Source organism: Streptococcus sp. HSISS2, from assembly GCF_000448665.1.
GTDB classification, from domain to species: Bacteria; Bacillota; Bacilli; order Lactobacillales; family Streptococcaceae; genus Streptococcus; species Streptococcus raffinosi.
On the sequence record NZ_CM002133.1, the window covers coordinates 1,257,326 to 1,281,543 of the forward strand.

Annotated in this window: 19 protein-coding genes, 3 pseudogenes and 1 riboswitch; of the genes and pseudogenes, 1 reads left to right on the plus strand and 21 read right to left on the minus strand. The window is 41.0% G+C overall.

Going from position 1 to position 24,218, the window contains the following annotated elements; translation table 11 throughout:
• Nucleotides 1-259 precede the first annotated feature (259 nt).
• The 3 genes and pseudogenes from HSISS2_RS05620 to HSISS2_RS05630 all read right to left on the minus strand — a co-directional run bounded on the left by HSISS2_RS05620 (nucleotide 260) and on the right by HSISS2_RS05630 (nucleotide 3,019).
• Nucleotides 260-1,582, minus strand: a complete 1,323-nt coding sequence (locus tag HSISS2_RS05620; RefSeq protein WP_008534055.1) for a glycosyltransferase family 4 protein — start codon at nucleotides 1,580-1,582, stop codon at nucleotides 260-262.
• Nucleotides 1,583-2,580, minus strand: a pseudogene (locus HSISS2_RS05625) (glycosyltransferase).
• A 211-nt stretch (nucleotides 2,581-2,791) separates the two neighbouring features.
• Entirely contained in the window at nucleotides 2,792-3,019 is a 228-nt protein-coding gene (locus HSISS2_RS05630) for a DUF3923 family protein (protein ID WP_008534053.1), read from the minus strand.
• A gap of 287 nt (nucleotides 3,020-3,306) precedes the next feature.
• Between HSISS2_RS05630 and HSISS2_RS05635 the strand changes: the two genes are divergently transcribed.
• Complete coding sequence (locus tag HSISS2_RS05635) at nucleotides 3,307-3,858, plus strand: TetR/AcrR family transcriptional regulator (RefSeq protein ID WP_021145809.1); 552 nt, start codon at nucleotides 3,307-3,309, stop codon at nucleotides 3,856-3,858.
• Nucleotides 3,859-3,931: 73 nt separating this feature from the next.
• Here HSISS2_RS05635 and HSISS2_RS05640 read toward each other — a convergent pair whose 3' ends face one another.
• The 18 genes and pseudogenes from HSISS2_RS05640 to HSISS2_RS05720 form a co-directional block, all read right to left on the minus strand.
• A complete protein-coding gene (locus HSISS2_RS05640; RefSeq protein WP_021145810.1) occupies nucleotides 3,932-6,937 on the minus strand; it encodes an FctA domain-containing protein in 3,006 nt (1,001 codons plus the stop codon).
• A gap of 354 nt (nucleotides 6,938-7,291) precedes the next feature.
• Nucleotides 7,292-7,984: a 5'-methylthioadenosine/adenosylhomocysteine nucleosidase gene (locus tag HSISS2_RS05645; protein WP_021145811.1), complete on the minus strand. Its 693-nt coding sequence runs from the start codon at nucleotides 7,982-7,984 to the stop codon at nucleotides 7,292-7,294.
• 77 nt (nucleotides 7,985-8,061) lie between these two features.
• Nucleotides 8,062-8,322, minus strand: coding sequence for a cell wall synthase accessory phosphoprotein MacP (gene macP, locus HSISS2_RS05650; protein ID WP_021145812.1), 261 nt, complete (start codon nucleotides 8,320-8,322; stop codon nucleotides 8,062-8,064).
• Nucleotides 8,323-8,325: 3 nt separating this feature from the next.
• On the minus strand, nucleotides 8,326-8,874 hold the full coding sequence (locus HSISS2_RS05655) for an NUDIX hydrolase (RefSeq protein ID WP_021145813.1): 549 nt from the start codon (nucleotides 8,872-8,874) through the stop codon (nucleotides 8,326-8,328).
• 76 nt (nucleotides 8,875-8,950) lie between these two features.
• Nucleotides 8,951-10,330 carry a bifunctional UDP-N-acetylglucosamine diphosphorylase/glucosamine-1-phosphate N-acetyltransferase GlmU gene (glmU, locus tag HSISS2_RS05660; RefSeq protein ID WP_021145814.1) on the minus strand — a complete coding sequence of 460 codons (1,380 nt, stop codon included), beginning with the start codon at nucleotides 10,328-10,330 and terminating at the stop codon, nucleotides 8,951-8,953.
• Between the two features lie 264 nt (nucleotides 10,331-10,594).
• Complete coding sequence (gene mgtA, locus HSISS2_RS05665) at nucleotides 10,595-13,255, minus strand: magnesium-translocating P-type ATPase (protein ID WP_021145815.1); 2,661 nt, start codon at nucleotides 13,253-13,255, stop codon at nucleotides 10,595-10,597.
• 224 nt (nucleotides 13,256-13,479) lie between these two features.
• Nucleotides 13,480-13,635, minus strand: a riboswitch (M-box (ykoK) riboswitch).
• A 187-nt stretch (nucleotides 13,636-13,822) separates the two neighbouring features.
• Nucleotides 13,823-14,542, minus strand: coding sequence for an ABC transporter permease (locus HSISS2_RS05670; protein ID WP_021145816.1), 720 nt, complete (start codon nucleotides 14,540-14,542; stop codon nucleotides 13,823-13,825).
• Nucleotides 14,535-15,374, minus strand: a complete 840-nt coding sequence (locus tag HSISS2_RS05675) for an ABC transporter ATP-binding protein (RefSeq protein WP_021145817.1) — start codon at nucleotides 15,372-15,374, stop codon at nucleotides 14,535-14,537. The genes HSISS2_RS05670 and HSISS2_RS05675 overlap by 8 nt, the downstream gene beginning before the upstream one ends.
• Nucleotides 15,375-15,521: 147 nt before the next feature.
• Nucleotides 15,522-16,526 carry a type 2 isopentenyl-diphosphate Delta-isomerase gene (fni, locus tag HSISS2_RS05680; protein ID WP_021145818.1) on the minus strand — a complete coding sequence of 335 codons (1,005 nt, stop codon included), beginning with the start codon at nucleotides 16,524-16,526 and terminating at the stop codon, nucleotides 15,522-15,524.
• Between the two features lie 48 nt (nucleotides 16,527-16,574).
• Nucleotides 16,575-17,569, minus strand: a pseudogene (locus HSISS2_RS05685) (phosphomevalonate kinase).
• Nucleotides 17,562-18,505 (minus strand): annotated as a pseudogene (gene mvaD, locus HSISS2_RS05690) (diphosphomevalonate decarboxylase). The pseudogenes HSISS2_RS05685 and mvaD overlap by 8 nt, the downstream one beginning before the upstream one ends.
• Nucleotides 18,487-19,365, minus strand: coding sequence for a mevalonate kinase (mvk, locus tag HSISS2_RS05695; RefSeq protein WP_003093452.1), 879 nt, complete (start codon nucleotides 19,363-19,365; stop codon nucleotides 18,487-18,489). Before mvk ends, mvaD begins: the two are co-directional and overlap by 19 nt.
• Nucleotides 19,366-19,605: 240 nt before the next feature.
• Entirely contained in the window at nucleotides 19,606-20,922 is a 1,317-nt protein-coding gene (locus HSISS2_RS05700; protein ID WP_021145823.1) for an FAD-containing oxidoreductase, read from the minus strand.
• A 160-nt stretch (nucleotides 20,923-21,082) separates the two neighbouring features.
• Nucleotides 21,083-21,571, minus strand: coding sequence for an alpha/beta fold hydrolase (locus HSISS2_RS11790; protein WP_240471994.1), 489 nt, complete (start codon nucleotides 21,569-21,571; stop codon nucleotides 21,083-21,085).
• A gap of 31 nt (nucleotides 21,572-21,602) precedes the next feature.
• Entirely contained in the window at nucleotides 21,603-21,848 is a 246-nt protein-coding gene (locus tag HSISS2_RS11795; protein WP_240471995.1) for a hypothetical protein, read from the minus strand.
• A 63-nt stretch (nucleotides 21,849-21,911) separates the two neighbouring features.
• A complete protein-coding gene (locus HSISS2_RS05710) occupies nucleotides 21,912-22,277 on the minus strand; it encodes a hypothetical protein (protein ID WP_021145825.1) in 366 nt (121 codons plus the stop codon).
• Between the two features lie 237 nt (nucleotides 22,278-22,514).
• On the minus strand, nucleotides 22,515-23,627 hold the full coding sequence (gene ald, locus HSISS2_RS05715) for an alanine dehydrogenase (RefSeq protein WP_008534037.1): 1,113 nt from the start codon (nucleotides 23,625-23,627) through the stop codon (nucleotides 22,515-22,517).
• 217 nt (nucleotides 23,628-23,844) lie between these two features.
• On the minus strand, nucleotides 23,845-24,218 hold a 374-nt coding region (locus tag HSISS2_RS05720; RefSeq protein WP_042767028.1), incomplete at its 5' end, for a M20/M25/M40 family metallo-hydrolase.

The following is a 24,218-nucleotide window of genomic DNA, read 5'->3' on the forward strand; positions in this document are numbered from 1 at the left end:
GACAAAAAACGAGTTTGTCCTACACCTCTGATTGGCTCTAACGTGGCCACCGTTTTATGTTTGCATAAAAAGTTAATCGAGTAGTCCCAATCATGTCCTCTGCGTGATTTCCAGCACCACACGCTCTCTAAAAGATTTCCCATGACTGATATGTCTCTATGCGTTATTATAGCATGAAACTGTAATTTTTCAAGCTAATTATCTCTTTTATGAAGCAATTCTCAGAATTTTGTAAAACGATGAAAAGCTAAGCACTTACTTAATCCAAAAGTCTTGTAATATTGCGGATTTTCTTGACCTGCTTGGCAGACCCTTTGAGGATGCGAACAGATCCGTTAACAGGCAGGGTGATAGCCTTCGTAGGTAGATAGGTCACCATGCGAGTCAAGCGTTTCATAGTACTATCTTCACCATTCAAATCATTGTGGAAATCCTTAGAAATGGTCAAATCTAAATAGTACTCATAAACACGTTTTCCAAAGTTTTCTGCAGAAATCTCATAGAGCTTTTTAGACCACTTATTCTCATCTTTTTGAGGTGTTGCAATGGCTGCTTCCAAAATAGCACCCGCCAAGTCATTATCATGATAATAAAGTGTTCCAAACATTTGGTCTGTAATCACATTATCCAAATAAAGATTACCATGCGCAATAACTGGGGTACCACTTGCCAAGGCTTCCAGATAGGTCAAGCCCTGAGTCTCACTGGTTGATGCTGAAATAAAGAAGTCAGCAGCCTTATAATAAAGTGCCGTCTCACTAGGTGCAATCATACCAGTGAAAATCACCTTGTCCTCAATACCAAGTTTAGCAGTCTGCGACTTAAGGTCTTCCAGATAAGGCCCAGCACCGGCAACAACCAGACGAACCTTTTCTTCCTCCTTTAAGACAGATGGTAATGCTGCTAGTATTGCCTGAATATTTTTCTCATAAGAAATACGGGAAAGACTCAGCAACATAATCTCATCAGAAGCAATACCAAGTTTGGCTCTCAAGTCCGCCTTATCCTCTTCGGTGATTTCTGGGCGTTGGAATTTTTCAAGTTCAATACCAGTTGGAATAACACGTTTCTCAGCTGCTATCTTATACTTAAGGAGAAGGTCATAAACAATTTCACTTGGACAAATGACCCCATCCAAATCACTCATAAAGCCACGAACAATGTACTTAACCATGCTTGGTCGAATCACCATTCCCTTGGCAATGTAGCGAACGTAGTCCTCGTATTGCGTATGATAGGTATGCACGACAGGAATCTTGAGTTCACGCGCAATCGCAATTCCAAGAAGACCCAAAGAAAATTCAGTCTGCGTATGAATAATATCTAGCTTATATTGCTTGGCAATCTCCAGTGCCTTAGAAAAGCCACGATAAGCCACACGTCGGTCCTTAAAGGCAAAGAAAGGCACACTAGGAATACGGACAATCTGCCAATCCTCATAGCGATCAACATCCTTATCAGTTGTTGTAAAGATAAAGACCGTATGCCCCATTTTTTCCAACTGCGTCTTCAATGTGCGAATGCTCGTCGCAACACCGGATACCTGTGGAAAATAGGTATCTGTAAACAATCCGATACGCATTTAAATCTCCAATACTTCTTTGTAGGCTTCTACAAGTTTCTGAGCCACATCATCAATCGAGCGACTTTCCGCAACCTTGTACCCTGCTTCACGTTTGTCCACTTTACCATCAATAATATCTTGCAAGGCCACTACAAATTCATCCACATTATGTCCAAATGTGGCAGCCGTGTCGTCAACCCAGGCCTCATAAACTGGAATGTCACGCAAGACCACATGCTGATAACTAGCAAAGGCTTCAAGTACCACAATTCCTTCTGTTTCCTCGTAAGATGGGAAAAAGAAAGCACTGGCGCCACTCATAGCCCCCTGAAAAACCGCTCCCTTAAAATAACCTGGGAAGCTGACATTATCAGGATGCTTACCATTGACAATGTCTCGAATTTTCTTAGGAATCAACCACTTACTGATACTGCCTAACCAGATGAATCGAACATGCGGCATTTTCTCAGCAACCTTGACAAAGTCTTCGATCCCCTTACGTTGAAAATAAAGGCCAGCACAAATCACAACTGGCTGTCCTTCCTTAATGCCAAAATAGTCACGGAAGACTTTTTCCTTGTGTGGGTCCTTACCGTATTTTTTCAAATCAATACCATTTGAAACAGCAATAATCGGCGTAGTTACCCCGTAAGACTGAATCAACTTTTGGAATACTCAGATGGCGTAATCACGTAGTCAGCCTTTTGATACATGTGGGCCAAGTATTTCCCAAAAAGAGGGGCCATCAAGTTGGAGCCGATGAATGAATTTTCAAAGTCCTCACGTGTCGAATGACCATGCATGATGACCTTCTTGCCACGACGTTTGGCAGCATGCAACAACATCAAACTGCGTGGTCCGTAAGTATTGATATGAACAACATCGTAATCACCCAAGATGTCTGTTGTATAGGGAATCCCCGCCAAGTCCAAGGCATGCATCTGATGGTGGAGAGCCCGACCAATTCCTGATTTTTCAAGAACCGATTTTCCTTCAAGATAAAGTAGAACTTTCATATTAACAATTATAGCCTAATTTGGACGAAATTTCATCTGGAATATGGCTCCTCAAGTCTTAAAAAGCTCTCAAAATCAAGGAAAAAACACTAAACTCATGACAATAAAAGATATAAAGAGACAGAAAATCAATTTCTGCCTCTTTAATTTATAATATCGTAGTGATAGTCATTTACTTTCTTAATATATAGTAGGAGCTCTCTCTTGACCATCAGAGAGAGGTAGACGACTTTCTTGTTTTTAGGATAATGTACCAGATAACTTGACCTATGAGAAATGGCAAATATAAGAAGGCAATCAAACCAAGACTGATTAGCTGCATAGTCAGGCTATTATCAACACCTGTTGCATCTGCTGGTCTAAGCAAGATAAAGGCTACCAAAAGGGCAAACACAAGCAATTCCACCACCGTCACAACTCGCCAAACCAACATCAGCATTACCTTCTTTCCTTTGTATTATAATTATATTAAGCCTCAAGAAAGGTGAAATCAATAGTAAAAACATGACGTCCTGTCAATGACCTATCCCCAAAAAAGGTAAGCTCAAAATCTGTAATCGTTACAACTAGGCCTACTCTTTCTCAATGAAGATTCTCGCTTTATCGGATAGATAGACCTCACAAATTTACACGGTGTCAGCTTTTTATTCCTCTTTTGCTAGCACGACTATTGATTTTGAAAAGCATTTCAATATAATAAAATTATAAAAGACTAAGGAGATTCTTATGCCTAAAGGAACAAGAGAAAATATTATCAATGCCTTCTTCTCGCTCGCTTCTAAACACCCTTCTAGCACTCACTTTACCTTAACCCAAATAGCTAAGGAGGCAGGCATATCTAGGCAGTCTATTTATCAAAATCATTTTAACAATTATGATGAATTAATTCAGTATATTCATGAAATGATTGATGCCGATATCCATTCTCATATCGAACAGGATCTAACCACTAAAGATCCAATCACACTCTTTTGCGATAATATTATTCCCTTACTTTACTCTAAAAGAACCTGGCTAAGATGTCTTTACACGACCGCAGCTGATCCAAGTTGGCGAAGCTTCTTGCAAATCACTTATGGAAAATGGCTCAAAGAAAATATAAGTCCAACAGAGTTAGACCTTCAAATACCAAAGCCTTTCTTACAAGAATTATTTCTCCTCAATATCCTTAACATCATCCAACTGTGGATTTCTCAAGAATTTCCAACGCCACCTGACATCTTCAAAAAACAGTTTATTTTACTCCTTAAGACTCCCTATATTGAGTTCGTGTCCTAATATAACAATTGCGAACTTGAAAAAGCAAAAACAACTTGAAACAAAAGTTTCAAGCTGTTTTTTAGTTATCACCTTAAATGTCTTTACGACGACGGTTATAGGCTATACCCATGACTGCAGCTACTTCTGCTGCCACTCCAAGAGCAAGCAAGGCTTTATCACTGGCTTGACCAGTTTCTGGAAGTTGAGGTCCTGATTTCACAGAAGATTGAACTGGCTTAGCTGGTTGTGGGTTCACTGATGAAGTTGTAGAAACCACTGATGGTTTTTGTGGAACATGTGGTGGTCTTGTTGGAGTTGGTGGTGTTTGTGGTTTTGGAGATTTTGGTGGAATGTAACTATTGTTAAATTCTGTATCCAAAGGAAGGACAACTGCTGCTACGAGCAAGTTTTCCTTATCACCAACACTCTTAGTAACCGTCACTTTAAGTTTAGCTACCATGCTGTCATAAACCACATTAGATTCGTAACCTTTGACTTCTTCGACAGTGTAGTAATAAACACCTGGTTTATCATAGTTAATACTGTCAAAGTTGATGTTACCTTTAGCATCGTTAGTCACAGTTTGGACAACATTACCTTTTTCATCTTTGAGGACGAAGCTAAACTCACCATCTTGAAGTTGACGACCTGCAAGAACTTTAGTCAATACGAATTTAGCTTTAGCTGGTTTCAATTCTTTGACATAGTTATTGAAGATAGTGTCTTTTGGATTTGTAACGGTTGATACTAGGGCTTCTCCGTCACGTGTCACGGTAATTGATACCGTTGCTTTCATACCATCATAGATGATGTCTTCGTTATTACCTTTGACTTCTTCAACAGTATAAGTGTAGGTACCTGGTTTTTCAAAGCTAAGGTTACTAAAGGCAACACGACCATCTGCTGTATTACCTACAGTTTGAACAACATTACCTTTTTCATCCTTGAGGACAAATTGGAATTCATTAGCAGTCAAGGCTTGGTTAACACCTGCTTTGCTCAATTCCTTACTGAACTGGATAGAGGCTTGAGCTGGAGTCGCAAACTTGTTGTTAAAGATAGTATCTTTTGGATTAACAACTGTTGAAACAAGAGCATCCCCATCACGTGTCACAGTGATAGAAACAGCAGCTTTCATCGTATCATAGACGATAGCGCCATCCTTACCTGCAACTTCTTCAACGGTATAGTTGTAAGTACCAACCTTGTCGAAAGTCAATTCGCTAAAGTTAACATGACCGTCTGCTGTATTACCTACAGTTTGGACAACATTACCTTTTTCATCCTTGAGGACAAATTGGAATTCATTAGCAGTCAAAGCTTGATTTACACCTGACTTGCTCAATTCCTTGCTAAATTGAATCTTAGCTTTGGCTGGTGTGACCAATTTATTGTTGAAGATAACGTCACCTGGATAAACCACTTTGGCCACTAATTTTTCTCGGCCATCTGTGGTTTCTCTAGCCACTTGGACAGTCACATCAGCTTGAAGCTTATCATAAACGACGTCACTATCATTACCAGGAACTTCTGTCACACGATAGTGGTAGGTACCAGGTTGGTTAAGAACAAGATTTGAGAAGACAATTTTACCAGTGGCATCATTGGTTGTTTCACCAAGATCAACCATCTTATTATCTGTCATATCAACCAATTTGAAGGTGAATTCCTTATCTTTCAAGGCTCTACCTGCCAACTCTTTGGCTAATTCAAGATTGAAACGTACTTCTTGTTCACCGCCGACATTTCCAAGGCCCCCAACCAAACGTACTTCAGAAGTATATGTTTTTGACTCAACATCTGCATGAAGGTCAACTTTATTCGTAGGATTATTAGAATCTGATGCTGGGTTGGTCAATCGTGTCTGATACCAAACATAAACCATACGGTCCAAACGACCAAGATTTAACTCAAATTTAGTATCGTCGTGAGAGAAACTCTTAATCAATTCCATAGCTGAACCCTTATCAACCCATGGCTCAGCAGAATCAATGTAACGCAACTCTAAAGAATTATCAACAAATCTTTGATTATCAGACCAAGTATCGATCAATTGAAGATTATTCAACACACGTCTTGCATAATTGAGACGCATTCCCCAGTTAATTAGGGTTGGATCATTCTTGTCCTGACTACCCCATTTAGCAATGACTTCGTCACCAGGGATAGGATTTGCAGAACCAACTGTCACATTAACGACATGACCATTGAAATTGAGGTGCAATTTTTCGCCATCTTTGAGAGCTTCTGAATAGAGTGTATCTAACTCTAAATTCATATATTTCCCAATAGGGTGATCTTCGAAATAATGATTAAATGTGGTTACAACGCTGTTATTCTTAGGATCTACCTGAGCAATACCAACAACTTCGTTATTAGGGTTGTAAACATTTACACTATAGCTTGTCTTAAATTGCAATTCACTTGGAAGAGTGAAGACAACTTTGTCACCTGAATTAATAGCTATATCGTTAGGGAATAAAATATCATGATAAACAACCTTACTTCTTGAGTAAATACTATTTCCGTCTGGAAATTGAAGCTCAACATTAGGGTTTTGAACATGAATTTCAGTTCCCGTTTTGGTTATTTGAGTATCAGAAGTACTAGTAGGAGTACTACTATTCGTCAATTTCTTAGCCTCTACAGGTGCTTCATGTTCAGCTGACTTGTGATCAGCAACACTTGCTGAATCACTAGCTGAACGCTCACTAGTTACACCAGTGGCATTTGAAGCTGTAGAGCTATTTGATGCTTCGCTACTCACATTTCCATGTGGAGCTTCAATCTGTTCTGAACTGACAGATGAAGCTGCTGGACTGTCTGCTTTAACATTCTTTGGAACATCAACTGATGTACCTGTGTTTTCAGTACTTACTGCTGTAGTTGGTACTGATGGCACTGTAACCTCTGACGATGACTGATTTGCTGAGACATTCACCACATCTGTAGCGGGTTGACTAGAAACCTCTGTCACCTGATCGGCTTGTGCTGTACCAATACCAAAAATTGCAGTTGAAATCAAAACGGATGCAATACCGACTGAAAATTTACGGATGGAAAAGCGTTGCTTCGAATCACTAAATAACCTATTCATAATATCCTCCATTTACAAAACATTTTTATCTTTCCCAACCAGCATTATACTCCTATTCTAATTTTTTGCAAGATGTAAGTCACAATTAATTAACATTTTTGTAAATTGTGCAACACTTTTTCCTGTTTTTGTAAGAAAAAAGCACTAAATTTTACTAAAATTTTTCTAAAACACACAAAAAACACTAACAATAAAGCTTTTAAACTCAATTGCTAGTGTTTTCGTGATATTATAAAATATTTTCAAAAATATTCAATTATGAGAAGAAAATAATTAATAATTGTCAAATAGTTTCTAATTTACCTAAAACTCAGGTTAAATTTCTGTAGCTTTTAGGGATTGTGTGATAACAATTTAGTCAAGTTCTTCCAAAAAGTCTATCAAGATGGCAGCCGATTGTTTCCCTGCCTGAATAATAAATTCGTCAAAGGTAAGGTTGGCATCGTGAGCTGCTGTATCACTCATGGCACGCACAACGATAAAAGGTTTCTTGACACTGTGAGCTGCCTGAGCAATAGCCGCCCCTTCCATTTCAACAGCCAAAACCTCTGGAAAATGCCCCTTAATGGCATCAATCTTGTCCTGACCAGCAATAAAGCTATCACCGGTAGCGATAAGACCAATCTTACTGTCAATTGACGCTTGAGCCAAAACCTTCTCAAAGGTCGTCACGAAGCTTGCATCACTCTCGAAATATAGTGGCTGCATAGACATTTGGCCGTAATCATAGCCAAAGGCTGTCAAATCAACATCGTGATAAGCCAACTTTGAAGCCACGACCACATCACCAATCTTTAGACCAGGCGCTACTGCCCCTGCAGAGCCAGTATTAATGAGGGCCTCAACTTCAAAGTGGTCCGCCAAAACAGCCACAGACATGGCTGACATGACCTTACCAACACCTGATTGAACCAAAACCACATCGTGTTTGCCCAAACGTCCTGTGTAGTAGGTATTTCCAAGAATGGTTTCCTCAACCTTATTTTCCAATTGCTCCACTAGAAGCACCAATTCCTGCTCCATGGCAGCGATAATTCCAATTTTCATATAGTTCCTTTTTAGCTTGTAATCTTGCGTGAATCACTTGTCATAAGAGAATTAGGCCTAACTAGCCTAGACTATTATTAGAAATAAAAGACAGCGATGAAGAGGATAATCAAGAGGACGACTACCCAAAAGAGAATACGATTGAGTTTGTGCTGAAACAGGTTGCGTTTCGCATTTTCAATCCGACGACTCTTGTAGGTAGAAGGCTCATAATCAGCATCAAAGGCCTCATCATAAAAGTCTTCATCGTAGCCCTGATAAGAAGGGTGGTCAGTTAAATCAATTTCCCCACGCTTGGCCTGCTCAATGATATCGTCAGTTAACAGCGGTCTCCCCATAACTTATTTTCCCCCAAAGTGGAGTGCATAGTACTGGAGTGCAAGAATCGTTTTAGCATCTTTAATCTCACCTGATTTCACTAACTCCATACACTCATCATAGGTCAACTCAAAAATTTCAAGGAATTCATCATCATCAAGTGGACGAGGATTCTCAACAGGTTTGAGATTAGTCGCCACATAGAGTTTAATTTTCTCATTACAAAAACCAATGGCAGTGTAAAATTCATAAATCAACTCTAAATCACCCTGATATTGAGTTTCCTCTTCAAGTTCACGTGCTGCCGCATCCTTTTCATCACCAGCCTCACCAACTTCCAATTTACCCGCAGGGATTTCATACGATACATCTTCAATAGCCTTGCGATATTGCTTAACAATAACAAGTTTACCTTCTGGAGTAACCGCTAAAACGGCCACAGCTCCTCTATGAAAAATGAGCTCACGACGAGACGTCTTACCATCTGGTAAAAGGACCTTGTCTACAGCTACCTCAAAAATATTTCCTTTAAATTTTGAATCGCGTGTTAATGTTTTTTCTTCGTATTTCATGGCTTTCCTCCTTTTTTCTTACCACTTAATTGATGTGATGCCTAAAAAGTCGCCATTAGGTGACCTTCATAAAGCCTTATCGTTGACTTGGGTGATGAGGTTTCTTCACCGCATAACCCTCTTTATTGACTTGACGACCACGACCAATGGCTACACAGTCCGCTGGCACATTTTCAGTGATGGTCGAACCGGCCGCTGTAAGGGCACTATCTCCGATTTCAAGCGGAGCAATCAAGGTTGAATTACTTCCGATAAAGACGTTATCGGCAATTTGTGTCTTGAACTTATGTTGACCATCGTAATTGACTGTTATAGTACCTGCACCAAAGTTAACATTAGATCCAACTTCCGCATTGCCAATATAAGTCAAGTGACCAGCCTTGGTATTTTCACCGATAGTTGAGCCTTTAACCTCAACAAAGTTCCCAATGTGAACGTCTTTCTTAAGCGTAGAGTCAGGGCGAACATGAGCAAATGGTCCAATAGTAACACCATCTTCAACCACTGAATGCTCAATCATAGAGTGGGTGATAACTGTGTGGGCACCGATTGTAGTGTCAACAATGTAGGTACCATTGGTAAGCACTGACTCTGCACCAATTTTTGTTTGACCTTTAAGTGTCACATTTGCTTCAACCACAACGTCCGGTGCAATTTCCACATCCACATCAATGTATGTGGCATTTGGATTTTGGAAGGTTACACCATTGACCATGTGAGCCTTGTTGATACGACGACGCATGACATCTTCCGCTGTTGCCAGGGCAACACGGTCGTTAACCCCAAGACTTTCTTCAAAGTCACGAAGAGTGAAGGCACCTACTTTTTCACCATTTTCTCGGAAAATAGAAATGACGTCTGTCAAATAATATTCTCCTTGCGCATTGTTAGTGTTGATATTTTTTAACGCTTCAAAGAGACGTTTATTGTCAAAAACATAAGTCCCTGTGTTGATTTCTTTGACTTGTTGTTCGAACTTGTTGGCATCTTTTTGCTCTACAATCTTAGTCACTTCGCCATTTTCATTACGGATGATACGACCATAGCCAAATGGATTGTCCGCTGTCGCTGTCAGGATAGTGGCAACATTTTTGTGATTAACGTGGAAGTCAATAAGATTTTTGAGGCTTTCACCTGTAATCAAAGGCGTATCCCCAGCAATGACAAGGGTTTGACCTTCAAGACCAGCCAACTCTGCCTCAGCCATCATAACAGCATGACCAGTCCCCAACTGCTCTGTTTGCATTGTAAAGGCAGATTGACCATCCAAAACCTCACGAACAAGCTCAGCCTTATGACCAATAACAGTAACGTTTTTAGCTGGTTCGATAGCTGAAACTGCACGAAAAACATGCTCAAGCATGGTGATACCTGAAACCTTGTGCAATACTTTTGGAAGATCTGATTTCATGCGAGTTCCTTTACCCGCAGCAAGGATAATTGCGTAATTACTCATGTGTTTATTCCCTCTTAATTGTGAATTTTAGTACTTTTCTCCTACTACCCTATGTAATAAAGAAAGCACTCTTTACAGTTTCTCCTAAACAAGAGAAACGCCCCCATTTTCTATTGATTCTGTTCAATGAGACCCTTTTTCAACGTTCTAAATTAGAGTTTCTCACCATCCATAATCGCCTTATTATACCATAAATGAAAAGGTTTTGGCAGAATGAAAGGTAATGAAAAAAGAGCTGACGCTCTTTTTCTAAGTATAGTTATCCTATAACCATTCTTTGTATTTCTTAATATAGATATGCTTCACAAAGGTAACACTAAGCATATACAAAGTAATGATGATAAACAAGAGAATGAAATAGAGACCGTTTAGATGGCTGAGTTTTAAGAGACCAGCCAATGGACTGTATGGAAGAGAAGTCACAAAGAAAGCAGCAAATAAGGTTGTCACAACAACTGATAGTGCTGGGTGACTTTGAATAAATGGTAGTTTTGGTGAACGTAACATGTGGATAACCATGGTTTGAGACCACATAGATTCAATAAACCAACCTGTTTGGAAAATAATGATAAATGCTGACGCTTCTGGTGAACCATGAACATAGCTATGCCCCAAAATCATTGGCACAATGATAAAATAGAGCAAGATATATGTCAAAATATCAAATACGGACGAAATAGGTCCTATCCAAGCCATGAAACGCATGATTGATTTGGCTTCCCAGATATGTGGCTCTTTAAGAAATTCCTTGTCCACATTGTCAAATGGAAGGGCTATACAAGAGATATCATAGACAAGATTTAGGACAATCAAATGCACAGGTGCCATTGGTAGAAATGGTAAGAAAATGCTGGCAAAGAGGAGAGAAAAGATATTCCCGAAATTTGAAGAAACGGTCATCTTGATATATTTAGTCATATTAGCATAGACCTTCCGTCCTTCAACCAAACCTTTTTCCAAGACCATTAAATCCTTATCAAGCAAGATAGCATCTGCAGTTTCTTTGGCGATATCAACAGCTGTATCCACAGAAATCCCCACATCTGACACCTTCATGGATGGGGCATCGTTGATACCATCACCCATATAGCCTACCTTATGCCCATTTTCCTTAAGGCTTAGGATAATTCGTGCCTTTTGGTCTGGAGATAACTTAGCAAAGACTGTTGTCGTTTCCACAGCCTTAGCCAAATCTTGATCTGACATGGTATCAAGATCACTTCCAAGTAGAATGTGCGTCACATCTAGACCAACTTTTTCACAGACAGCCTGTGTCACCTTATCATTGTCTCCAGTCAAAATTTTTGTGGTCACACCATATTCCGCCAAAGCCTTGATAGCAGGTGCTGCTGATGGTTTTGGTGGGTCAAGGAAGGCAAGATATCCCGTCAAAATCATATCACTTTCATCTTCGACACTAAAGACGTCATTTTCATTAAGCTGTGATTTGTAGCTAACACCGAGAACACGCAAACCTTGTTCATTCAACTGTGCAACTTCCGTAAGGACTTCCTCACGAACATCGTTAGTCAATGGGATAATGTCTCCCTTGTATTCCACATAGTTAGAAACAGAGAGCATTTCTTCAAGGGCACCTTTTGTCACCATACTAACAAATCCATCAGTGTCTTTAACAATGACACTCATGCGACGACGTTCAAAATCAAAAGGTAGCTCATCAATCTTGTGGAAGGTCTGGTCAAGGTCACGAACGATGTCATGTTTCTTAGCTTCTCTTTCAGTTCGGCTAATAATGGCACGGTCCATAAGATTTTTTAAGCCAGTTTGGAAATAAGAATTAAGATAGGCTCTCCGAAGTACTGATAGGTCAAGGTCACCATGGATATCAAGAGGGTACTCAAGAACGATTTCATCCTGAGTCAGGGTTCCTGTCTTATCCGTACAAAGGATGTCGATAGCCCCTAGGTCTTGAATAGCATTAAGCTTTTTGATGACCACCTTTTCCTTGGCCATAATGATAGAACCCTTGGCAAGACTGGCTGTGATAATCATCGGCAACATTTCTGGGGTCAAACCGACTCCCACACTAAGGGCAAAGACGCCGGCTTCAAGCCAGTCCCCATCTGTTAAACCGTTAATCACAAAAACAACAGGAACCATAACCAACATGAGTCGAATCAAGAGCCAAGAAATGGAATTCATCTCACGTTCAAATGAAGTTGGTTCGTCATAAGTATTGATGGTCTGCTCAATTGCTCCCATCATGGTTTCATCACCAACAACTAAAACCAAGGCTGTTGCACGACCAGAGATAACATTAGTTCCCATGAAAGCAAGGCTCTCACTTTCAAGCAGGCTCTCTAGATTTTGACCATCTGCTTTAGCCAGACAAGCTTTTTCCACAGCATCGCTTTCACCTGTCAAGCCAGACTGTTGAACAAAGAAATCACGAGAATCTAGTAAGACCACATCAGCCGGAATCATATCTCCCGCACTTAGTTTGACCACATCTCCAACCACAATTTCATCAATTGGGATTTCTTGTTCACTGCCATCTCGAAGTACTGTTGCTGTATTGACAATCATGCGAGACAAATTACTGGCAGCCTTGTCGCTACGAAGTTCTTGAATAAAACGGATACCACCAGATATCAAAACTAGAGTGACAATGATGATAGAAGTCGTTGGGTCTTCTTCACCCGGTTTAGCAAGCCAGACATTGGTGATAAAGGAAACCAGAGCAATGACTAAGAGAATAACAGTAAAGGGATTGATGATAGATTCATAAATCTTTTTGATGATAGAATCCTCTTGTCCTTTGGTTATGACATTTTCCCCATAAAGGTCACGGTTTTCTTCTACTTGGTCTTCCTTCAAGCCATCCAAATGAGTCTTGTAGCGAGTAAGGGTTGTTTCAAGTGGCTCTTGAAGAGCAGCAATAAGTCTTTCTTTATTTGTTGACATTGGAATCTCCTTATTTAATCAGGAGTCAATCACTTATGGAGTCCCTAAGACACTAATCAGCGATTGACTGGTTAGGTGCGGTTCGGGGTGATCGTCGATTAGTCTCATAGGTTTCTCCTTTCATTTTTTTACATAGTGGGTGGACCTCAGATAAAAGAAAAGAGTCCTACCCATATACAGGTAAGACTCTATAAACTCGAGGTTGATTTTTTAATAGATTCTGTCAAAAAATGGACCGTTCAAGCTTTAGCTCCGCAAGGCGATGAAATGAGCTTAGTCTTGACCTTGGCGATCAGGACTGTTGACCAACGAATAGTGTCTCCACTGCTTTGCGGTAGTCATCCGTATCCTTGTGGTAGCCTCACCTACCGTATTTCACTGAAAATAATACTCCTAAGGCAGTAACTTGTCAAGGGGAAAAGTTACTTTTTGCTTGAGTGGGTAATAAAAAAAGAGCTTCCGCTCTTTTTTGTAAGATATTCTTTTGTAAAATGGATTTTTTAGACTTTCCTTACGTGAATGCGGACGTCATAGCCAACATAGAAACTTATCTCTTCAATAGGAAAATTAAGAAATCTTTCGTATTTTCTTAGCCTGCATAAAGTCAAGTAATGCAAAGACAAGAATCCAAATGATTAGAGCTATTAAACTAGCTTTTTGATCCTGCCACTTAAAGTGGTCCAAATCACTAAGTGCATTTGTGAAAAGTCCCATGTGACTATATTTTATAACGGTATCAAAGGTATCACTCATGCCTAAAAATGTTGGAATGAAAAGGCTAATCATCGTTACTGGTAGACTAACAATCTGTGAAGAAATTTGAGTCTTACACACCATACCAATAAATAGATAGATAAGCATGACAGCTACCGCAGTTAATAAAACAATAAGATAATAAGTATCTGACTGTTTACCCAAATCAATCTCTAGAATTTTAGGAATGAAAAGAGCTGAAGCAAGACTAATGGCGAATGGGAAAACAAGGGTAGAGATTATGTAATTTTTCGTCTTAACACCACTCAGAAGGAGAGTACGGAGGGTCTTCTTCTCCCTTTCCTCAGACACAATGGTACTAATTGTATTCCCATTCCCAAATAAAAGGGCCATAGACAAACACATTACAAGCAATCTAACCTTGGATTCTGTATTCAATGCTCCCTGTATCTCAGTGAGTTTTTTATATAGATAAGTAAAGCCAAATGGTAGCAAGACTTGGATTAAAAGACTTTTGTTAGATAAGATAATTCGGCGTCTGAGCCACATGAGTGATTTTAACTGCTTACGCATTGAGCTTACCTCCTGTTAGTTGGATAAAGATATCTTCCAAGGTCGGTTCACAAGAATGAATGGTTAAAATATCATCAGTCTGGCTGACCTGTCCTAACTCTGAAAACGATAGGTAGTCTTCCTTACCAGATTGATAGGTAATTTTGACACGTTTATCTGTATTGTACTTTTGAATCAAATCACTTGGAGTCCCCGCTTCTACAATTTGTCCTTTATTAAGAAGGACAATCTTGTCACAGAGGATAGTCGCCTCGTGCATGTCATGGGTCGTTAGAAAAATGGTTGTCCCTTCTGCTTGCAACTCCTTAATAAGTTCATGAATAGACTGGGAAGTTGACGGATCCAAGCCTGAAGTCGGTTCATCCAGAAAGAGAACTTGAGGCTTGTTAATAATGGCACGAACCAACAACATACGTTGCTTCATCCCTGTTGATAACTTTTCAGCCAGCGTTTTACGTCTGTCATAGAGACCCACACGCTTCATCAAATCATCAAGGTCCCCTTGTGGAACATCGTAGAGTTTTGCGAAAAAGAGGAGATTGTCATAAAGGCTCAACTTTTCATAATAGCCACTATTTTCCGTAATTAGACCAATATTAGCAAGGTCTTCCTCGTTCAAATTGGTAGAGGACTTAGCTAGAATTGATGATTGCCCTTGGTCTGGTGTCAATTGACCTGTGAGAATATTGATTGTGGTCGTTTTACCAGATCCAGACGGTCCAAGAAAACCTAAAATTTCTCCCTTGTTGACCTCGAAAGTGAGGGAACTTATGGCTTTAAAAGACCCAAAACTTTTGCCTAAATTGTCCGCTTTAATAACCTGCTGAGACATAGTTACTCCTTTAATATTTCTTTAACCTAACACCTATCATTCCATGTATTTTTGAAAACAAACATGCGTTGACTGAAAAATACAATGTTTTACATTACAGTATTTTAACATAATAAGAAAAAGAAAAAAAGAGCACTTGGCTCTTTACTACTTCTCTTGTTTGATATAAGTCCCTTGTAGCTTACCATGTAAGATGTAATCCACAGATTTGAGCTCATCAACAGTCCGACAATCAAGGGCACACATGATGAGACGAAGGTCGTCCTTCCAGCCATTAACGACAGCCACAACCTTATCCACAGGGTAACGTTCTACCAATTCAAGGACTGTTCGTGAGAGGCCTACACCTTTTGCTCCTAAGACCAGACATTTAACCATATCAAGTGGATTGCGCACGCCACCAGAGGCTAAGATTTCCACATCTTCACGAAGATCTTGGGCTTGCAGGAGGGTCTGAACCGTACTTTGTCCCCAGTCATTAAGGTAATCACGGTTGCCGCCTCGACTATTTTCAATATAGGCAAAGCTAGTTCCACCACGACCTGAGATATCCACAGTTTTGATGCCCTGAGACATGGCGTAACGAATGGTTTCCATATCCATACCAAAGCCGACCTCCTTAAGCACAAGAGGAACCTCTATTTTCTGTGCATAAGCCGCCACATTTTCCTTCCAAGTGTGGAACATACGCTCTCCCTCAGGCATGAGAAGCTCCTGCATAAGGTTAACATGGAGCTGTAAAAAGACTGGGTTCATAGCTTCCACTGTCTTAATGCCCAGGTCCACAGACTTATCCACACCGATATTGGTCGCAAGGTCTAAGTCTGGAAACTCTTGACGATAGTCAAAGGATTCTGGTGCCTCTCCCTTTAGAGCAGCACTATAGGAACCCGTTACCATGAGAATACCCGTTCGACTGGCTACCTCAGCTAGTTTTCGATTAACTGCACCACCTTTAGCAGAACCACCTGTCATGGCATTGATATAAAAGGGAAAATTCCAATCTCGTCCCGCAAAATGTGTGGACAAGTCAATCTGATCTAAATCATAAGTCGGTAGGGACTTGTGGATAAGTTCCATATCGTCAAAACTATTGTAGGGCGACTGGTACTTGAGGGCATAACGGATGTGATCGTCTTTACGATTTGTCATAGGTTATTTCTTTACTTTCTTGCGTGATTATATCTACTAGGCTGACCCTTAAACCTCATACAAAAGCTCTATACCTTCCTGTTGCCAACGCTCGACTAGAGCATCTCGGCTAGATTGGTCAAAGGCAAAGGCAATACCACAGTCGCCACCTCCTGCTCCAGAAGACTTAGCGATAGCATCGAGTCCTTGTTCAGCTTCTTTGAGTTTTTTCAGCTTGTCCACATAAATATCTGGACTAAGCGATTCCAACTGGTCACTGACAGCTTGGAGGCTGCTCTTAAGTAAGGTCTTATCTCCTGTTTCCAGAGCCTTGATGGCAGCTTGAACAGCCACTTCGGTTTCAGTTAGATACTGGCTTGATATGCGAGATTTGGCCATCTTAACCATGTCTTTTGAAATAGCAGCTTGCTTGGTCCACCCCACCAAAAAATGAGCCTTGAGAGCTGGTACTACAGGTCTGATACGATAGCCCCAGTCTTTTCCAAAAGCTCTGATAAGGTCACTTGATTTATTAGCTCTGCTATTTTTGCACGGTCAAAGGAACGATAGGCAACCAAATCCTCGTATACGATACAAGCTAGGTCCCCCATAGAACCATTATCTCCTTGCTTGAGAAGGGTGTAGCTAGCTAATTTAAAGAGAATGTCTTTAGATAAGTCTTTCTGAAGGGCTGCTGCCAAGGCCTTGAGGGTCAATACCACAACAGAACCCGAAGAACCGATACCAAATTTAACCCCATCTCGTTCCAACTTTCCTGTGATGGAAAGGTCCAGACTAGGCAACTTCTCACCACAATATGCCTCAAAAGTATTCAAGGCCTCTTGAATGAGATCATAATTTGCGTCTGGCTCACGACTAACACTATAGTCAAACATGTCTGAGGACAACTGGGTAGTTTGTGCTTCCTTGACCTCTGCTGACATGAAAATGGGAATAAATTGGATTAGGGCCGTTTGACCAGGTGTTAAGACTGAATATTCTCCAGCAATGTAGAGCTTTCCACCTGTTTTTACTGTGACCTGATTGACTGAGGGCTTAGGCATCTGGCAACTCCTTGGTGCGTGAAACAATGACCTGATAATCCTTACGGAAATGGTCTGCTAGGCGGTCCAGGTCTTCTTCCAGACAAAGCACCTTAACATTTGGCCCTGCATCCATCGTGAAATAACACTGCTCACCAGAGGCACGGAGGGCCTTAACCTTATCCATAGCCTGGTATGAGGCTTCAGTTAGGTATGAAAATGGAGGGTTGGCCGTACTTGTGGTTTGGTGCATACGAAGGGCATTGGCTTCAGTAAGCTCGCCGACCGCTTGGAAATCATTTGCTTTGAGATAGGCCAACATATCCTTGTAATCCTGCTCAGACTGTTTAATCCACTCTGGGAAGGAGGTCGATGTTTTGGTACACAATTTCATACCATCACGGCTTGATACAGGTTTCTTTTGATCTGTCAAAACCAGCATAATCATGGCCAATTTGAGGTCTGTTTCAACTTGATAAACCTCACCACTATCCTTGTCCCAAGCTGACAATGGACCAAAGAAAGACCGTGATGACGAGCCTGAGGCAAACTTGGCAATTTGAGCTAATTCAGACTGCGTTTTTCCTACTTGGAAGAGTTCGTTAGCCGCCTTAACTAGGGCAGAAAGACCTGAGGAACTTGATGATAAACCTGCAGCTGTTGGCATGTTGTTACAAGTTTCAATCTTGACATGTTGGTTTGGATTGGTACGGAAGAGATCTAAGACCTTGCTGGCCTTGGTTGTTTCTTTTCCCCTTGGAGCTCATCATCGATATACATGACATCACCAGTCGCATCCTCAGGCAGAAAAGACAACTTGGTTTCCGTATACATATTCTCCAAAGTCAGTGAGATACTGCTGGTTGAAGGAATCATACGCTCCGCATCTGCCTTACCCCAGTATTTGACAATAGCAATATTTGCGTACGATTTGACGCTTACAGGCTTTCTATCCACGTGTTTACGGCTCCTTTTTCTTGAAGTTTTTTAGCAATCGTTTGGGCTTGATCTTTGGTACTTGTTAGGGCAATAATGCAACCACCCAGTCCTCCGCCTGACATCTTTGCTCCCTGTGCACCGTGATCCAGAGCAGTTGCTACTAGAAGGTCCGACAAGTCACAAGATACACCTAAAGATTTAAGATGATTATGGGCTTGAGACATGAGCTGACCAAGAAGCTTTTGATCCTTGGCTTTGAGGGCTAGTTCTGCCTGCTGACTTAATTCGCCCAGTCGGTTCAGGTCTGATAAGGCATCTAGCCCGATAGCCTCAACCTTCTCCACAGCCTCACGGGTGTTTCCATGGATGCCCGTATCAGCAATGACCAGATAGGCACCTAAATTGACCTCGATTTCCTTGAAACCAATGTTTCGCGTAAAGCTGATGGCTTGGTCACTCAAACAGGTCTTAGCATCTAAGCCACTAGGTTTACTATGGGCAATAGTCTCTGCCTGATGGACCAGCATTTCCAAGGTCTCCTGGCTAAGCTCCTGGTCGAAATAATCAAAAACCGCACGAATAGCCGCAATGGCCACTGCAGCAGATGACCCCATGCCACGCTTTTCAGGGACGCTAGACGAAATATCATAGCTGATAGGCTGATTCTTGATTTCCAGATAATTAAGCGCTGAAAAAATCGCTGTCGTCAAGGGATCCTGAGCCTTGAGCGTCAAAGGAGTATCAGCCGCCTGAATCTGACAGACAACCTCAATATCCTTAAGAGGTAGAGCAAGGGCAGGATGACCATAAACTACCGAGTGCTCCCCCATCAAAATAATCTTACTGTGGGCCTTGCCCACTCCTACTTTCTTAGTCATAAGTTATACACACCCACAGACCAATTGGCATACGAGTATCTTTCTAAGTTTTTCATACAGTTTCTAGTGGTAACTCAAGGTCTATCAACCTCCCTGAGTGGATTAAGAGCACCAATCTAAGGAATCTTCCTATGTCACTTCTATCTTATCATCAAAGCGCAAAAAAGCGACATCTAACCTAGAGTGTCGCTTGGCATTAGAGAGATGTTTTCAAAAAAGAGCCTCTCGGCTCTTTTCATGTTAAATCGCAAACAAATCGTTTAGGTTCTCAGCCATAGTTGGGTGAGTAAAGATTTGTTTAGCCAAATCTGTATATGGAATGTGATGGTTCATCGCTAGGGTAATTAGATTGATAATTTCATGAGACTCTTGACCAAAGAGGGTCACTCCCAAAATTTCCTTAGTTTCAGGATTTACCACAGCTTTGAAGGCACCACGCAAATCACCGTTTACATGACCACGAGGCATGCCAGCAACTGGAAGTTCCTTGACAGCAACTGGTCCACCTGCTGCTCTGGCTTGGTCTTCAGTAAGACCAACCTGTGCCAAAGGTGGGTTGAGGAACATAGCGGTTGGAACAGCTCCACGTGTTTCAAGGTTATAACTGCCATCGCCTGTAAGGTAATTAAAGACAATACGGAAATCATCTAATGAAATATAAGTGAATTGAAGGCCACCATTGACATCACCCACTGCAAAGACACCCGGAACACTTGTTTCCAAATGCTTATTAACCTGGATACCACCACGCTCAGTCAAGGCAATATCGGTGTTTTCCAAGTGAAGGGGTTCAATATTAGGCTTGCGTCCTGTCGCATAAAGGAGCGCATCAAAACGGAAGTCTCCTTTATCAGTAACAACGACAACTTCATCACCGTCGTTCTTAACTTCAGATGTTTTAACACCTTGCTCAAAGACAATGCCGTCCTCTTCCATGTATTCCTTAGCCAACTTAGCAATAGATGGCTCCACACGTGGCAAGAAGCTAGTCGCAGCATCCAAGACAGTCACTTGGCTTCCCAAACGGTTATAAAGGCCAGCAAATTCAAGCCCGATATTACCACCACCTAGGACACCTAAACGTTTAGGCAAGGCTTCAAGGGTTTGAATACCAGTTGAATCGTAGACATGCTCAGCTGTTGTCAAGCCAGGAATAGGCAAGACATTAGACACAGCACCTGTATTGATGACAATAGTCTCAGCTGTAAGCTCTTGGCGGTCATCACCTGCCACTACTTCAATAACCTTATTTGACACGAAATGTGCCTCTGCATCAATGACATCAACGCCATTATCGGCCAACATTTTATAATTCTTAGCGTTAAGACGACCAGTCACCGCACCACGTTCTTTCATGGTATCGTCAAATGACCAGCCCTTTTCGGCCGCTACAATCATAGTCTTGGTTGGGATACAAGCAATATTAATGCAAGTACCGCCATACATGGCTTTGCTGCGTTCGATGACAGCAACTTTTTTACCAGCCGCATTCATCTTAGCGGCCAGAGTCTTACCGGCTTTACCAAAACCGATAACAATCAAATCATAGTTCAACATTTCTGTATCCTCCTATCTATTGCCATTCTATCATTTAATTTTTCAAACTGCACATATCTGAACTGGAAAATAAAAAGGCTACAGCTTTTGCCATAACCGCTTTCATATCTTATATCACTGAAGATATAAAGACTCTTTAAAAATGAGTTTTCTGAGTGATTTATTGCAGGAATTCTAATAAAACTTGGTTGAAGCGTCTGCTTTCAATATAAGCCGCATGCCCCAATTTGTCAAATTCATAATAAGAAGCATTTGGGATCCCATTTGCCAGCTCCCTGGCGCCATCCACACCCAGAACTAAATCGTATTTGGCTCCCAGAACAAGGGTCGGACAAGTAATTTTATCAAGCGAACTATAGCAATTAAAGGCTAGAATTGACTTGGCTAAACAAACAAATCGATGGCGTTTTTCTGTACTTACAGACTTCAAAAATAATCTGTTAATCACATATAATTTCTTTAACACAGGTGACGAAAATGATTTACTCATCGAATCCTTATTGAGCTGGTCCATCTCTCCATTTTCTGCCATCTCTATCCACCCTCCAACGGTTTCTCTACTGATGGTATTATTACGAGAGAGTGTCAGCGCTAATACTAGCTTTTTCACCTTTTGAGGATACTTGATAGCAAATAGCTGAGCAATCATACCCCCCTGTGATATACCTATGATAGAGGTATTAGTAATATGCAATTTTCCAGAGAATGATAGAGGTCATCAGCCATATTCTCAATAGTAATGTCTTCTTCGATATGGTCCCTTCTATCAAAATATAGACCTTGTACTCCTTAGCATATTGATAAAACAAGGCGTAAGTGGCAAGATTGGACAGATCACTTAAACGTTGCAAACTTAACCCCGTAATGATAATGAGAGTTTTGTCTCCCTTGCCAAAAGTGACATAATCTACACCTTGATCTGACAAATGATTTCTTTGAATGGTGAACATTATCTACAGTCTTTCATTGAAATGTCTAGGGTTTAGGTCTTATCGAGATAATGGCATATCATTTGAAGCCATGATGACATCACTCACCAAGACGACAAAGAAAAGCTGCCAGGTTATGAAAGCCATGAAGTCTTCACTTTTGAAGAAAATCGGTGCAACCCCTAATAGAATTAAAAAGGCAGCATTTTTTCGAAGGACCTTTTTAAACGTTTGCCAAAACACTCTGAATGAAATGTTTGCTCCAATCTTACGAGCTATCACCACATGATAAACAATCTCGAGAAAAGCAACCACACCTACCGTAGTTAGAACCTTAGTAAATGGTAGAGCCATCTGAAGTCCTAGATAAAGGACAATCAGCTGAGCCATAACAATCGACACCATAACACGAATATGATTAGCCATGATAAAAACCTCCTAATAAATTGCATGCCAAAGCAAGAACAAATAAGCATTTTTAGTAGTCATTACTATAGTATTTACCTACTCATTATACCATAAAATAAGACTATCATTAGGAGTCATTCTACCATTATCAAGCTTAGTAGCTATAGCCATATCAAACGGTAAAACACTGAATATCAAAAAAGGAGTCACACCAAATCATGGTGTGGCTCCTCTGTTATTAGGATAGATTGATGCTTATAGCAATTCGTCAATTGACGTGTAATTTCTGTTTAATCCTTCGGCAACTGGTTGGCTAGTGATGTGTCCTTGGTAGGTTGTTACACCTTGGCGAAGACCTTCATCATTTTGAATTGCCTGTTTGAAGCCTAGTCCTGCCAGAGCTTCAATATAAGGAAGGGTAACGTTGGTAAGGGCAATGGTTGATGTACGTGCCACGGCTCCTGGAATATTGGCAACGGCATAGTGAAGGACACCGTGTTTTTCATAAACTGGTTCATCATGAGTCGTTACACGATCCGCTGTTTCAATAACCCCACCTTGGTCAACCGCTACATCCACAATAACAGAACCAGGACGCATCTGTTTAACCATTTGTTCAGTAACTAGTTTAGGCGCTTTAGCACCTGGAATAAGGACCGCTCCAATAACCACGTCAGCATCACGGACACTTGCTTCAATATTGAAAGGATTTGACATCAGTGTTTGAATTTGACTACCAAAGACATCTTCAAGGACTGACAAACGTTTGGCGCTAATATCAAGAATCGTTACTTGGGCTCCGAGTCCAAGCGCAATACGGGCTGCATGTGTCCCTACGACACCCCCTCCGATAATGGTAACCTTACCTTTAGGAACACCAGGCACTCCTCCTAGAAGCACACCAGAACCACCCTCTTGCTTAGTCAAGAAGTGGGCACCAATTTGTACAGCCATGCGTCCTGCAACTTCACTCATTGGAACCAAAAGTGGCAAGTGGCCTTCTTGATCACGAACCGTTTCATAGGCCACACCTGTTGTCTTGGCATTAACCATTGCATCTGCCAAACCCGGAGCTGCTGCCATGTGCAAGTAGGTAAAGAGTAAAAGATCTTCACGAAGGAAGCCATATTCTTCAGCAAGTGGCTCCTTAACTTTAACAACCAGTTCTGCTGCCCATGCTTCTGCAGCAGTCGCAACGATTTTAGCACCTTGATTGGCATAATCTGCATCCGCAAAACCAGAGCCAAGGCCTGCATTTGTTTCGATTAACACGACATGTCCCTTAGCCACAAGACTTTGGACACCAGCAGGTGTTAGCGCCACACGATTTTCATTATTTTTGATTTCTTTTGGGATACCAATTAACATATTTTCTCCTTACTTGGAAGTCATAAGGCAAAGGATTCCTATAAAATACTTGACCACTTCCTAACTTATTTTTAAAATGATAACGCTTTCATTTTATCGAAAAACAAAAGAAAAAGCAAGAAAAGGAAATCTCACTTTCTCATCACCAAATTCATCATGAAACAAGAATAGCACCCAACCAATCGGCTGGATGCTTCAATGGTATACCCTCTAAGGATTAGTGGTTATCCTTAAAATAATCAAGTAGGAAGAGGGCGTTTTCCACATAGTAATTAACAGCTGCAGGTAAGGCTTCGTCTTTCACAAGGAAATCATCATGGTGCCAGTCGGCAGCATCATCGTCACCATTAGAACCAATGAAGGCAAAAACACCTGGGATTGACTTCTGATAGGTCGCAAAATCTTCGCCACCTGTTGATGGCAAGGTTTCAATCACTTCTGCGAAAGCCTTAGAATTTTCAAAGATGAGAGGTGTAAGCGTCAAATCATTGTAAGTCACAAAGGGAGAATTGCCCCAAACAATCTCAGCCTGAGCACCAAATTGGTCTGCTGTTGCTTGAACGACCTTTTCAAAACGAGCAATGACATCCA

What these genes read in the sequence shown, in the direction of transcription:
- HSISS2_RS05620 (WP_008534055.1), bottom strand. Translation starts at nt 1,582, where the DNA reads ATGCGTATCGGATTGTTTACAGATACCTATTTTCCACAGGTATCCGGT.
- HSISS2_RS05710 (WP_021145825.1), bottom strand. Translation starts at nt 22,277, where the DNA reads ATGGCTAATCATATTCGTGTTATGGTGTCGATTGTTATGGCTCAGCTG.
- mgtA (WP_021145815.1), bottom strand. Translation starts at nt 13,255, where the DNA reads ATGTCAACAAATAAAGAAAGACTTATTGCTGCTCTTCAAGAGCCACTT.
- HSISS2_RS05635 (WP_021145809.1), top strand. Translation starts at nt 3,307, where the DNA reads ATGCCTAAAGGAACAAGAGAAAATATTATCAATGCCTTCTTCTCGCTC.
- HSISS2_RS05655 (WP_021145813.1), bottom strand. Translation starts at nt 8,874, where the DNA reads ATGAAATACGAAGAAAAAACATTAACACGCGATTCAAAATTTAAAGGA.
- HSISS2_RS05640 (WP_021145810.1), bottom strand. Translation starts at nt 6,937, where the DNA reads ATGAATAGGTTATTTAGTGATTCGAAGCAACGCTTTTCCATCCGTAAA.
- HSISS2_RS05675 (WP_021145817.1), bottom strand. Translation starts at nt 15,374, where the DNA reads ATGTCTCAGCAGGTTATTAAAGCGGACAATTTAGGCAAAAGTTTTGGG.
- HSISS2_RS05670 (WP_021145816.1), bottom strand. Translation starts at nt 14,542, where the DNA reads ATGCGTAAGCAGTTAAAATCACTCATGTGGCTCAGACGCCGAATTATC.
- HSISS2_RS05645 (WP_021145811.1), bottom strand. Translation starts at nt 7,984, where the DNA reads ATGAAAATTGGAATTATCGCTGCCATGGAGCAGGAATTGGTGCTTCTA.
- HSISS2_RS11790 (WP_240471994.1), bottom strand. Translation starts at nt 21,571, where the DNA reads ATGATTGCTCAGCTATTTGCTATCAAGTATCCTCAAAAGGTGAAAAAG.
- fni (WP_021145818.1), bottom strand. Translation starts at nt 16,526, where the DNA reads ATGACAAATCGTAAAGACGATCACATCCGTTATGCCCTCAAGTACCAG.
- mvk (WP_003093452.1), bottom strand. Translation starts at nt 19,365, where the DNA reads ATGACTAAGAAAGTAGGAGTGGGCAAGGCCCACAGTAAGATTATTTTG.
- ald (WP_008534037.1), bottom strand. Translation starts at nt 23,627, where the DNA reads ATGTTAATTGGTATCCCAAAAGAAATCAAAAATAATGAAAATCGTGTG.
- HSISS2_RS05700 (WP_021145823.1), bottom strand. Translation starts at nt 20,922, where the DNA reads ATGTTGAACTATGATTTGATTGTTATCGGTTTTGGTAAAGCCGGTAAG.
- macP (WP_021145812.1), bottom strand. Translation starts at nt 8,322, where the DNA reads ATGGGGAGACCGCTGTTAACTGACGATATCATTGAGCAGGCCAAGCGT.
- HSISS2_RS05630 (WP_008534053.1), bottom strand. Translation starts at nt 3,019, where the DNA reads ATGCTGATGTTGGTTTGGCGAGTTGTGACGGTGGTGGAATTGCTTGTG.
- glmU (WP_021145814.1), bottom strand. Translation starts at nt 10,330, where the DNA reads ATGAGTAATTACGCAATTATCCTTGCTGCGGGTAAAGGAACTCGCATG.